Here is a 12736-nt window from a genome sequence, read left to right on the forward strand (position 1 = left end):
TTGCCGGGGGTGGGGACTAGTGGAGACGGCTGTTCGGGCTTTGCTGGTCTGGTGTCCGGACTGGCCGGTGGTGGCCGCGGAGATCGTCGAAGGGGTGTCCTCCGGCGCAGCTGTCGTGGTGCTCTCCGGGAACCGGGTTCTGGCCTGCTCCGAGGCTGCTCGGCGAGAGGGGATCCGGCGGGGGATTCGGCGGCGGGAGGCGCAGAGTCTGTGTCCGCATGTGATCGTGGTTGAGCACGATCCGGGGCGAGATGCGCGGGCGTTCGAGCCGGTCGTCGCCGCCATCGAGGACGTGGTGGCCGGTGTCGAGGTGATCCGGCCGGGCGCCTGCGCCGTGGCGGTACGCGGACCGGCTCGCTACTTCGGAGGCGAAGAAGCCGCCGCCGAGCGGATCGTCGAACAGGTTGCTCAAACCTGCGCCGTGGAATGCCAGGTCGGGATCGCCGACGGGGTGTTCGCGGCGGGGATCGCGGCGCGCACCGGGCTTGTCGTCGAAGCCGGGAAGACACGGGAGTTTCTGTCCGCCGTACCCATCTCGGCTTTGGAGAAGCCGGACCTGACCGATCTGCTGAACCGGCTCGGGGTTAAGACGCTGGGAGGGTTCGCGGCGTTGCCGGCTGGCGACGTGCTCACCCGGTTTGGGTTCGAGGGGGCGCTGGCGCATCGGTTGGCGTCCGGTTCTGATCATCGGCCGCTGGCGGTGCGGCAGCCGCCGATTGATCTTGCGGTGGAGGAGACCTACGACGAGGCGCTGGATCGGGTGGACGTGGCGGCGTTCGCCGGGCGGGCGCTCGCCGAGCAGTTGCACGACCGGCTCGCCGCGCACGGGCTGGCCTGCACCCGGCTCGGGATCGAGGCGGTGACGGCGGACGGCCAGGAGCTGTACCGGGTGTGGCGGCACGACGGCACGCTCACCGCCGCGGCGATCGCGGAACGGGTGCGCTGGCAGCTGGACGGGTGGCTCACCGGGGCTCGGCGCGGTGGTCCGGGCGGGCCGACGGCGGGGCTGGTCCGGATGCGGCTCGTGCCGGACGGCGTGATGGTCCATCTCGGACTTCAGCCCGGCCTGTGGGGCGAGACCGGGGCGGAGCGTGAGCGGGCGCATCGGGCGTTCAGCCGGGTGCAGGGCCTGCTCGGCCCGGATTCGGTGGTGACTGTGGTGCTGGGCGGGGGACGGTCGGCCGATGATCAGGCGCGGCTGGTGCCGTGGGGTGACGAGCGGGAGCCGTCGCGTCCGGCCGAGGCACAGCGGGAGCCGATCCCGGGGATCGTGACCGAGCCGCTGCTGGGACGGATGGCGCCGGTGACCCAGCTGCGCCCGATCCACCAGATCGACACATCCGAAAATTCGGAGATGGCCACGCGGAAGGCCGAGCCGGCGGCCAAGCAGAAAAACCCTTCCTGGCCGGGCCGCCTCCCCCGCCCCTCACCAGCGATAGTCCTGCCCGAACCCCTCCCCGCCATCGTCCGTGACGCCGCCGGCCACCCGGTCGGCGTCAGCGCCCGCCTCGAACTGACCGGTGAACCGGCAACCCTTGCCATCGATCGAGCCGCACCTACGAAGATCACCGGCTGGGCCGGACCCTGGCCGGTCGACGAGCGCTGGTGGGCGCCGGACGAAGCGCGCCGGCGTGCCCGCTTCCAGATGACGATCGAGGGTGGCCGGGCGATGCTGCTCTCCCTCTCCCAGGGCCGCTGGCGTGTGGAAGCGATCTATGACTGATTTCAAAGCCACTGAGGGGAACGACCAATGGGCTTTCACAACCCGGACGTGCCGTGGGCGCAGCTGGAACGAGCGCTGTCCGGCACCGGTCCGGCGGTGCTCGACCCCCTCGCTGTCGACGGCGACGGCGGTGACTCGCCGGCCTGGTCCCGCAAGCGCGAGCCGTACCGCCCGGCTCCCGGCCTGATCCGCACGGAGAGCTCGACGCCGTACGCGGAACTGCACAGCCACACCAACTTCAGTTTCCTGGACGGCGCCAGCCACCCGGAGGAACTCGCCGAGGAGGCGGCCCGGCTCGGACTGACCGGGCTGGCCGTCACCGATCACGACGGTTTCTACGGCGTGGTCCGCTTCTCCCAGGCGGCCCGCGAGCTGAGTCTGCCGACGATCTTCGGCGCCGAGTTGTCGCTCGGCCTCACCCGCCCGCAGAACGGCGAGCCGGATCCGGAGGGCGCCCACCTGCTCGCTCTCGCGCACGGCCATGAGGGGTACGCAAGACTGGCCCGAGTCATCTCGCAGGCACACCTGCGAGGCGGCGAGAAGGGCAAACCGGATTACGGCAGCCTGGAGCAGATAGCCGAGGTGCTGAAAGACCACGTGCTGGTGCTGACCGGCTGTCGCAAGGGGACGGTTCCGCTGGCCCTGGCCACCCACGGTGTCGAAGAGGCGGCGTGGGAACTGGATCGTCTCGCCGACCTGTTCGGCGCTCCGAACGTGGCTGTCGAGCTGACCGATCACGCCGACCCATGCGACGGCGACCGCAACGACTACCTCTATGCGCTGGCCCGCAGCCGCAAACTGGAGGTGGTCGCGACCGGAAACGTTCACTACGCGACCCCGTCCCGACGCCGGCTCGCGACCGCTCTGGCGGCAGTACGCGCTAGGCGCAGCCTGGACGACATGGACGGCTGGCTGCCCGCGGCCGGCGCCGCCCACCTGCGCAGCGGCGACGAGATGGCCCGCCGGTTCAGCGATTACCCGGGCGCGGTGGCGAACGCCGCGATGTACGGCGAGGACCTGGCGTTCGACCTGAACCTGGTGGCGCCGAGGCTGCCCGATTACGACGTGCCGGAAGGGCACACCGAGATGAGCTGGCTGCGCGAACTGACCATGCGAGGCGCCCGCCAGCGATACGAGGACGACGACCGGCGGGCCTACGACCAGCTGGAATACGAGCTGAAGATGATCGAGGAACTCGGCTTTCCCGGATATTTCCTCGTCGTCTACGACATAGTCCTTTTCTGCCGTGATAACCAGATTTACTGCCAGGGCCGTGGTTCAGCGGCCAACTCGGCGGTCTGTTATGCCCTCTTCATCACCAATGTGGACGCCGTCAAACACCGCCTCCTCTTCGAAAGATTTCTGGCACCGGAACGCGACGGCCCACCCGACATCGACGTCGATATCGAATCCGATCGCCGAGAAGAGGTCATCCAGCACGTCTACAAGAAATATGGCCGCGAACACACCGCTCAGGTCGCCAACGTCATCTCCTACCGTCCGCGATCAGCGATCCGGGACATGGCGCGCGCGTTCGGTTTCTCCCCCGGTCAGCAGGACGCGTGGAGCAAACAGATCGACCGCTGGGGCGACGTGGCGACGGCCGGCAACGACATACCGGAAAGCGTCGTCACCGCGGCCAACGAGGTGCAGAACTTCCCCCGCCACCTCGGCATCCACTCCGGCGGCATGGTGATCTGCGACCGGCCGATCATCGAGGTCTGCCCGGTCGAGTGGGGCCGGATGCCGGGCCGATCGGTGCTCCAGTGGGACAAGGACGACTGCGCCGCCGTCGACCTGGTCAAGTTCGACCTGCTCGGGCTCGGGATGCTGTCGGCGCTGCACTACGCGTACGACATGATCGAGGACGAGCTGGATCTCGGGACGATGCCGCTGGACGATCCCGAGGTCTACCGGATGCTCTGCCGGGCGGACTCGGTCGGCGTCTTCCAGGTGGAGAGCCGCGCGCAGATGGCCACGCTGCCTCGTCTCAAGCCGGGCACGTTCTACGACCTGGTGATCGAGGTGGCCCTGATCCGTCCAGGTCCGATTCAGGGTGGTTCCGTGCACCCGTACATCAGGCGGAAAAACGGCCTGGAGGCGCCCGACGTGCCGCATCCACGTATGAAGAACGCGCTGGCCAAGACGCTGGGTGTGCCGCTTTTCCAGGAACAGCTGATGCAGCTCGCGATCGATGTCGCCGGCTTCGATCCGTCCGAAGCCGATCAGCTGCGCCGCGCCATGGGCTCGAAACGCTCGATCGCCAAGATGGAAAGGATCAAAAAGCGACTGTACGAGGGGATGGCTGGCAACGGGATCACCGGTGAGCTGGCCGACGACCTGTTCCACAAGCTGTCCGCGTTCGCCAGTTACGGCTTCCCGGAGAGCCACGCCATGAGCTTCGCCTACCTGGTCTACGCGAGCGCCTGGCTGAAGCGGTACCACCCGGCGGCCTTCTGCGCGGCCCTGCTCAACGCGCAGCCGATGGGGTTCTACTCGCCACAATCCCTGGTGGACGACGCGCGGCGGCACGGCGTCGAGGTCCGCCGGCCGGACATCAACCTCAGCGACGCGGCGGCCACGCTGGAGAGCACCCCGTCAACCCGCCGAAAAGCCGCGGCCGATGAGCCTCCGCACGCTTGGGGACTGCGCGGCCCGGCCGTCCGCCAAGGCCTCTCCAGCATTCGTACGATCGGAGCCGACCTCGCCGAGCGGATCGAGGAGGAGCGCCTGAACCATGGTCCGTATCGGTCAATGACGGACCTGGCCCGGCGTACCGGATGCTCCACCACGCACCTGGAGGCGCTCGCCACGGCCGACGCGTTCGCGAGCTTCGGGCTGTCCCGCCGGGAAGCGCTCTGGGCCGCCGGTGCCGCCTCCCAGGACAAGCCGGACCGGCTGCCCGGCACGGTGACCGGCACCTCCGCGCCGATGCTGCCCGGCATGAGCGACGTGGACGTGCTGGTCGCGGACGTCTGGGCGACCGGGCTGTCACCGGACACGCATCCGGCGAAGTTCATCCGGGAGCAGCTGGACGCGGCCGGGGCGCTGCCGATCAACCAGCTGGCCGAGGTGGAGGCGAACACCCGGATCCGGGTCGGCGGCATCGTCACCCATCGACAGCGACCGGCCACCGCGGGCGGGGTGACGTTCGTGAACCTGGAGGACGAGACCGGGATGCTCAACGTGACCTGCTCGCCGGGGCTGTGGATGCGGTACCGGCGGGTGGCCCGGAGCAGCACGGCGCTGTTGGTACGCGGCCGGCTGGAGAAGGCCGAGGGTGTGCTGAACCTGGTCGCGGACCGGCTCGACGCGGTGACACCACCTGTCACTCCGGCGTCTCGCGATTTCCGATAGATTGCACTATTTGCACGGTAAGGTGCCCCTTTTTAGGAGGGTTCACCATGATCCAATTCGTGATCGGTCTAACCGCGATCGCTGCTGTGGCGCTCGGCGGCGGACCCGCGGCCCGCCCGCCGGCCGGCGATCTCACGCTCACCTACATGGCGGACGCCGGCTTCGCGAGCGCGGTCAAACTGACCTGCGACCCGGTCGGTGGCGGCCATCCCAAGGGCGCCGAGGCATGTGCCCTGCTGCGGACGATCGACGCCGACCCGGCCAGGCTGCCGGCCGGCGACCGGATGTGCATCCTGCTGTACCAGCCGGTGACCGCCGAGCTCAAAGGTGTCTGGCAGGGCCGCGACGTGAGCTGGCGGCACACCTACGGCAACACCTGCGAGATGAACCGTGCAACGGGTGTCCTGTTCCAGTTCTGAAGGTCGCTAGGCTGCCGGGGTGGAAACTTCTGCGCGCACCGGCCGGCCCCTCGTCACGGCTCGCACCGCCGCGGTCTGGGCCGTCCTCCGCAAGGAGCTGGAACAGCATGCCGGCAAAACGCTGACCGTTCTCGATGTCGGCGGCGGGACCGGTGGGTTCGCCGTGCCGCTCGCCGAGGCCGGGCACACCGTCACCGTGATCGACGCGAGCCCGGACGCGCTCGCCGCGCTCACCCGGCGAGCAAGTGACGCGGGCGTCGCCGACCGGATCCACGCCGTGCAGGGTGACGGCGACGCGCTCGCCTCCCTCGTCGAGCCGGGCAGCGCCGACCTCATCCTCTGCCACGCGGTGCTCGAGGTCGTCGACGACCCGGCCCAGGTGGCCTCGGCGATCGCCACCGCGCTCCGGCCCGGCGGCGCGCTCAGCCTGCTGGTGGCGAGCCGTGCGGCGGCCATTCTCGGCCGTGCGATCAACGGCCACCTGCGTGCGGCCGCCGCGCTGGTCACCGATCCGGCGGGCCGTGCCGGCCCGCGCGACACCCTGCTCCGCAGGTTCGACGCGGCGAGCGCCACTGCTCTTCTCACGGCCGCGGGGCTCCAGGTCGAGCAGACCCATGGGGTACGCGTGGTCGCCGACCTCCTGCCCGCCACGGTGATCGAGGACGACCCGCAGGCGGTGCTCGATCTGGAGCTGGAGCTGAGTTCCCAGCCGCCGTTCCGGGACATCGCGTCTCAGCTGCACCTGTTCGCCCGCCGATCATGAGTTTCCCGGCGGACGGTCTCCCCGCCGACGCGCTGCGGATCGTGCGGCCGGCGTACGGCACGGGCAGTCTCGCCGACCTGCTGCCCAGTGTGTCGGCCGTGCTCGGGGTGCCCGGCGCTGTCGACGTTCTCGGACTGACCGCCCGTCTCGACGGGATCGATCGGGTCGGTGTGCTGCTGGTGGACGGGCTTGGGGCGTACCAATTGCCGTTGGCCTCGAAGCACGCGCCGGTGCTCGCGGATCTCGCGGCAGGGGGTCGTGGCCACGCCGGCACGCTGACGGCCGGCTTTCCGTCGACCACCCCGGTCAGTCTGGTCACGCTCGGCACGGGTGTGCCGCCGGGCGCGCACGGCGTTCTCGGTTTCACGGTGCGCCGGCCGGACGGCCGGGTGCTCACCCACATCGCCTGGGGCGACGACCCGGATCCTCGCGAGTGGCAGCCGGTGCCGACCCGGCTGGAGACCGCCGCTGCAGCCGGCGTCGACGTCACCGTGGTCAGCAAATCGGCGTTCGAGGGCAGCGGTCTGAGCCTCGCGGCCAACCGGGGCGGCCGTTACGTCGGCGCCGACGACGGGAACGCCGTGGCCGAGGGGATGCTCGCGGCGCTGCGGCGCTCGCCGGGTCTGGTCTACGGATATCATCCGGATCTGGACCATTTCGGCCACGAGGACGGCATCGACTCGCCGACCTGGCAGGCCGCCGCCCGGGGCGTCGACAAGATCCTCGATCAGATCGTGCACGGCCTCCCGCCGAACGCGGCTCTGCTCGTGGTCGCCGATCACGGCCAGCTCAATGTCCCGCTTGCCGGTCGATACGACATGGCGGACATTTCGGTCCTGCGCGAGGGAGTGGTCGCGGTCGCCGGCGAGCCGCGGGTGCGTTATCTGTACGCGGCCGAGGGCGCCCAAGCCGACGTGATCGCCAATTGGCGCGGGGTTTTCGGCGCGGATGCCCAGGTGATGACCCGCGACCAGGCGATCGGCGAGGGCTGGTTCGGCGAGGTGCCGCCGTCGCACACCGGGCGAATCGGCGACGTCGTGGTGCTCTGCCAGCGGCGGGCCGTCGCGCTCGCCTCCGAGTGGGAACCGGCCGCCGCTGGACGATTGGTGGCATATCACGGCTCGGCCACAGCGGCAGAGATGACGATCCCACTGTTGGTCGTCCGCTAACCACTGGCCGTGATCATTGCCACTTCGGGGCGTGCAGTCGGTCTTTTGGGACGAACCAATCTTGAGGGCACGGAAAATCACCCGCACTCGGCGGTCGTCCGGCTTTCCGACCCGCCACCCCGCTCGTAGACTTGCGTGATAAGGCAGCCGACGGCTGCCCCGCATCACCACACCTGCACCACCGCCGTCCCCGCGAACCGGGGCCGGCAAAGCGCCCGGGGAGGAATGCCGTGCCGCTCTCGGAGCACGAGCAGCGGCTGTTCGATCAGATCGAGCGGTCGCTTGCCGAGGACCCCAAGTTCGCCTCGGCTGTGCGGGCCAGCGACCCGCGTTTCCACGCACGGCGCCGGCTCCTCGTTGCCGCGTTCGTGATCGTCCTTGGTCTCGCCCTCGTCGTTTTCGGGACCGTGAGCCAGAACACGCCTCTCGGCGTGGCCGGATTCGTCGTCATGCTCGGCTCAGCCGCCTTCGCGATGCAGTCGCGCCGGCGCGGCCAGGCACCCGACCTCAAGTCGGTCGGCGGCACAGCAACCCGGCGCACGAGGCAGGGCGGCGGACGCAAGGGCGGCCTCATCGACCGGCTCGAAGACCGGTGGCGCCAGCGCCCGGAGGGTCATCGCTGACCCAGCCGAGCCAGCTGGACAACCGGCGCCCGACGAACGGCGGCCACTGCGGCCGCCTTCGTCATATCTCCATGGGGTGAGCTAGAGCGCGTGCGCACGCGTGCCCGTTTGCGCGTGCCTGCCTTGTCCGCGCCTGTCCGTGCCCGCGCCTGTCCGTGCCCGCGCCTGTCCGTGCCCGCGCCTGTCCGTGCCCGCGCTTGCCTGCCCGCGTCCGCGGCTGCCCGTTCGCGCGCCGACCTTCCGCGACCTTGGCAGATTGGGGTCGAGATGTGGGCGGAGCTTGCCAAGATCGCGGTTGCGGCGCGTCTGGCCCGCCGTGCGCCGCGTCTCGTCCGCCGGCCTTGGCGATGTTGGCGAGTTGAGGTTGCTCGGGATTTGTGAACCCGGTAGCAGGTTCGGGGCGGCGCGACGGTTTCTCGGCGTGAGGTGCCGCTCGGAGATCTTGTGCGGTTTGGCCGGCTGATCGACCACAAGTGCACGAGTTCGCGCGACGGGTATCCGTAGCATGTCGGTTTCGGGTGGTTTGGGAGCGTTGTGGTGACGCTCTGCCACCACCGCCGGTGGACTGTGCTGGATCTTGGAGACTCGTAGGTGCTCTATGCCCCACCGGTTTCCAGGGTTCGGCCAGCGACGGCGGCGTGGCGTTCACCCTGCGTGACGCGCGAACGCGGAGCTTCATGGTTTCGATGTGGCAACGCGGTGCTTCACGGTTTCGGTGTGACGTAGGCGGGGAGCTCAGCCATGCAGGGGGCAAACGCGGTGCTTCACCGTTCCGACGTGGCGAACGCGGAGCTTTTGCAGATCTTGTGGAGTTCGGCGAGCCGTTTGCGCGTCACTCCGCAAGATCGGCCAGGTCTGTTCGATCTTGCGGAGTTACGCGGTCACGTCTGGGGGGAATTCCACAAGATCCAGGCGGAGGCGGGGCCCTTCCGGTTGGTCAGCGGGCTCGGGACAGGAGGCGGCGGGGGCTGAAGCGGGAGGCTGACTCCCGTAGCCGGCTCATCGCCTCGGCTGCTCGGCCTGACTGGTCGGCGATGGTCAGGCGCCAGCTCAGCAGGACCGACGGCGGGATCAGCATGGCTCGGGCCTTCGTCCGGAACGTCGCTGTTCCGGCCAGGCCGGTGCGTACCTGGCGCAGGGCGGCCGTCAGCTCCGCGCCCTGCATGGGCTGGCGGGCGTACCGGGCGCGTTCCTCGGCCCGGCCCAGCAGTGCCGCTGCCTCGGCCGGGTTGTCGGTGAGCAGATTGTCCCGGATCAGCCGCTGGGTGGTCACCCTCGGCGTCTCGGTGGGGTCCACCGGTACGCGGAAGTCGACCATCGTGTCGATCAGTTCGTCCCAGGCGGCGTGTGCGTCTTCGCGGGCGCGGACCGACTCGGTGGTGACCGTGATGTCGCCGGCCACCCCGGACGTGCTGGACACCGCTGGTGCCGGGCCGCCCGTCGTCACGGCGTGGCGCCGCCGGCGGAGCAGGGCCCGGCGGAACGCCGGGATCAGCAGGATCGCCAGGAACAGCGCGATGCCGGCGACGACGAGCAGGGGTGTCCAGGAACCGTCGTCCGGTACGACACCCTCGTCGAGTGCGGTGCCGCCGCCGTCGTTCGCCTGCTCGGGACGCTCGACGCCGCCCGGTGCGGCCGAGGACTCGGCGCCCGGAGCCGTGGTGCCGGCCGAGCTGGATACCTCGGGGGCGGGGCTTTCGACGTCCGGCGCCCAGGCCGACCGGGTCGAGCCCTGCACGTTGCCGGCCGGGGTCGCGTCGAACGGGACCCAGCCGAAACCGTCCAGGTAGACCTCGGTCCAGGCGTGCGCGTTCCGGTTGGTGATCTGGTACGTGTTGTCGTCCAGCGCCGTGCCCCGGGTGAACCCGAACGCCACCCGCGCCGGAATGCCGGCGGCACGCACCATCCACGTCATCGCGGCCGCGTACTGCTGGCAGAACCCGGACTTGTTCTCCAGGAAGGCCGCGATGTCCGAGGCGGTGCCGGTGTTCTGGGTGGAGAGGTTGTACTTGAACCCGTTCTCCGACGAGAACGAGTCGTAGATGGCCCGCACCTTGTCGTAGTCGGTGTCCTGGTCCTCGATCAGCTCGTCGACCTTGGTCTGCACGGCCTCGTCGGCGGGGGCGGCGGTGTACTGCCGGTACAGCGCGTCGCTCTCGTCGAGCGGCTCGGCGGTGCGTAACTGCGCGGCGGTGTACCGCGGACGCAGATAGGTGACCGTGTACTTCTGGTCGCCGGTCGTGGCCCGGCCGGAATAGAGAACCTGCTGCCCGCCGTCGTACGACCAGTTGCCTTTGAGTCCTTCGACGCCGGTCGGGTAGCTGTAGACCGGCAGCATTTTCTGCCGCAGGCCGTCGGCGACCTCGATCACGGCCTGGTACTCAGTGTAGTTCGCCCGGTCGCTGGAGGCCTGCGTCGAGGGGTCCGGCAGGCCCTCGGACATCGGGTTGCCGCGGGGCGCCGTGTTGCCGACACCATCCGCGTTCAGCACGTCGGCCACGCCGAACCGCAGGTAGAACGGCTCGCGTTCGTTTGTGCGTACCTTAATGATGTTGATTGTGGCGTTTTGGGTGAGCTGGCCGCTGAGCGCGGCGAAGAGGTTGATCTGCCCGTTGCCGGTGCCACCCGGCCCGAGGCCGATGCCGCTGCCGCTCTGGGTGAGGCGGGTGAGCAGGCCGCCGGAGACGGTCGGCACGGCCAGTGGCAGAAGCACCGCGACCAGCACGCCCACCATGCCGAGACGGCGTCCCGCGGAGGCGAGCGGAGACGGCTCCCAGACGTCCACGTCGCGGCCGTCGCCGGTGAAGCGGCGGCCGAATCGGCGGACCCGATCCACGTTGTCGGCGACGAGCAGCCACATGTAGCCGGTCGCGCCGATGATGAACGGGAAGACCGGGACGCTGTCCAGGTAGACCGCGACCGGGATGGAGTAGATCGCGAGCATCGGCAGCCCGGCTAGGGCCGGGCGGCGGAAGACCGCGGTCAGCAGATCGACCACGATCGCGACAGCGCCGATGCCGAGGACCGCCACGAACAGCAGGCCGTCCCGGTCGGGGACGGGTACGCCGTACGAACGGGTGTCCTCGCCGGCCTGCCGGATCAGATCCGCGAAGTGGGTGAGCGTGGCCGGCTGGGGGATCAGGAGCTCTTTGCCGCTCGGGAAGATCCAGGTCAGCGCGAGCGCCAGCGCGAAGATCATGGCGACGGTCTGCGCCCAGGTGGGGAACCGCAGGGTCCGGGCAGCGACCGCGGCCCCGGCGATCAGGACCACCGTGAGGATGCTCTGGAACAGCCACGTCCAGGAATCGAAGATGGACGACAGCGGTGCGGCCGCGAGCAGGGTCGCGGCCGCCGCGATCAGCCCGAGACGACGACGGCCGGTCATCGGACCACCCCGCTCACGGTCTCGGCCATCGCGGCCCGGTACGCGAAGCCCTGCGAACCCCGGGCCACCGAGGGCCAGAGCGCCGGCAGGGTGTCACCGTGCGTCACCGGCACCGATTTCCAGCCGCTGCGGACCAGGGCGACCGAGGCGGCAGCGTGTTCCCGATCGGACTCCGACCGGTCCCCGTTGGTCATCGGCACCCAGGTGGAGCTGTCGATGGCGAACCCGATGCAGGTCGCGCCGTTGCCACGCAGGCCGGCGAGCAGTTCCGCCTCGGCGACCGTGAGCGCGCCGAACAGGCCGATCACCAGCCCGCCGTCGGAGCGGCGCCGGACGTTCTCGACGAGGGACGCCACGTCGCCGGCCTGGCTGAGCTTGACGTCGGCCAGGGTGTCCAGGATCAGTCCTTCCCCACCGCCCTCGGAGGCGTCCAGGTCGGTGCCGGAACCCGTCACCAGGCGGAGCTTGTAGCCCTCATGGCGCAGGTGCATGGCGATGCTGGCGGCCGCCGAGACCGCCCACTCGAAGCTGGCGGTCGGTCCTTCGCCGCGGTGTGCGTAGAGCCGGGTGTCGAGGACCACGGTGGCTCGGCTCTCCCAGGGCTGCTCCTCGCGGCGGACCATCAGCTCCCCGGTACGCGCGGTCGACCGCCAGTGGACCCGTCGGAGATCGTCGCCACGACGGTATTCCCGGGTGGCCGCGTCGTCCTCGCCGTGCACAGCGACCGAGCGGGCGCGGCTCTCGCCGGTTCCCGCGTACTCACCCGCGAGCCGCACCCGGGGGAGGGCGGTGACCTGCGGGATCACGATGAGCTTGTCGACCGAGGGGAATGACCGGGTCAGCTCGCAGAGGCCGAACGGGTCGGTGAGGCGGATCATCAGCGGGCCGATCGGGTACCGGCCGCGCACATCGGCACGGACCGTGTACGCCACCGAGCTGGCCTGCTGCGCACCGAGCCGTTCGAGAACCACCCGGGGCCGGCTGCCCAGCGCGTACGGCAACCGGTCCTCCAGCAGCATCGTGCCGGTGGGCAGCCGGGACATGTTCTGCAGGCGCAGGATCACCCGCGCGCTGGAGCCGACCGGCGCCCGGCCCGGGTCCAGCGAGCGGGTGCAGGCCAGCTTGTACCGGCTGCGGCTGACGTACCACGCGGCCAGCAGCGGCAGCGCGGCGAGCAGGACCGCTACCCGCAGCAGGTCACGCTCGCCGAGGATGAGCGCCGAGACCGCGGCGGCCATGCCCGCGGCCAGGAACGAGCGGCCGCGTGTGGTGAGTCCCCGCAGCGCCTCCCGCATCC

The 12736-nt window shown here is 70.1% G+C and carries 8 protein-coding genes; 6 read left to right on the top strand and 2 right to left on the bottom strand.

Annotation, left to right across the window (positions count from 1 at the left end):
- Positions 1-19: 19 nt before the first annotated feature.
- From ACQP2E_RS07770 to ACQP2E_RS07795, 6 genes are all read left to right on the top strand, one after another.
- Positions 20-1723, top strand: a complete 1704-nt coding sequence (locus ACQP2E_RS07770) for a DNA polymerase Y family protein (RefSeq protein WP_433829304.1) — start codon at positions 20-22, stop codon at positions 1721-1723.
- A 27-nt stretch (positions 1724-1750) separates the two neighbouring features.
- On the top strand, positions 1751-5080 hold the full coding sequence (locus ACQP2E_RS07775) for an error-prone DNA polymerase (RefSeq protein ID WP_433829306.1): 3330 nt from the start codon (positions 1751-1753) through the stop codon (positions 5078-5080).
- A 59-nt stretch (positions 5081-5139) separates the two neighbouring features.
- The gene (locus ACQP2E_RS07780) at positions 5140-5499 is read left to right on the top strand and encodes an SSI family serine proteinase inhibitor (RefSeq protein WP_433829308.1); all 360 of its coding nucleotides are present in this window, start codon (positions 5140-5142) and stop codon (positions 5497-5499) included.
- A 19-nt stretch (positions 5500-5518) separates the two neighbouring features.
- Positions 5519-6262 carry a class I SAM-dependent methyltransferase gene (locus ACQP2E_RS07785; RefSeq protein ID WP_433829310.1) on the top strand — a complete coding sequence of 248 codons (744 nt, stop codon included), beginning with the start codon at positions 5519-5521 and terminating at the stop codon, positions 6260-6262.
- Complete coding sequence (locus tag ACQP2E_RS07790; RefSeq protein ID WP_433829312.1) at positions 6259-7431, top strand: alkaline phosphatase family protein; 1173 nt, start codon at positions 6259-6261, stop codon at positions 7429-7431. The genes ACQP2E_RS07785 and ACQP2E_RS07790 overlap by 4 nt, the downstream gene beginning before the upstream one ends.
- A 230-nt stretch (positions 7432-7661) precedes the next feature.
- Positions 7662-8054: a DUF3040 domain-containing protein gene (locus tag ACQP2E_RS07795; RefSeq protein ID WP_111648777.1), complete on the top strand. Its 393-nt coding sequence runs from the start codon at positions 7662-7664 to the stop codon at positions 8052-8054.
- A 937-nt stretch (positions 8055-8991) separates the two neighbouring features.
- Here ACQP2E_RS07795 and ACQP2E_RS07800 read toward each other — a convergent pair.
- The gene (locus ACQP2E_RS07800) at positions 8992-11439 is read right to left on the bottom strand and encodes a transglutaminase TgpA family protein (RefSeq protein WP_433829315.1); all 2448 of its coding nucleotides are present in this window, start codon (positions 11437-11439) and stop codon (positions 8992-8994) included.
- Positions 11436-12734 (bottom strand): DUF58 domain-containing protein, encoded by a 1299-nt coding sequence (locus ACQP2E_RS07805; RefSeq protein WP_433833830.1) that lies wholly within the window; start codon positions 12732-12734, stop codon positions 11436-11438. Before ACQP2E_RS07805 ends, ACQP2E_RS07800 begins: the two co-directional genes overlap by 4 nt.
- Positions 12735-12736 lie beyond the last annotated feature (2 nt).

Source organism: Actinoplanes sp. CA-015351, from assembly GCF_050955685.1.
GTDB lineage: Bacteria > Actinomycetota > Actinomycetes > Mycobacteriales > Micromonosporaceae > Actinoplanes.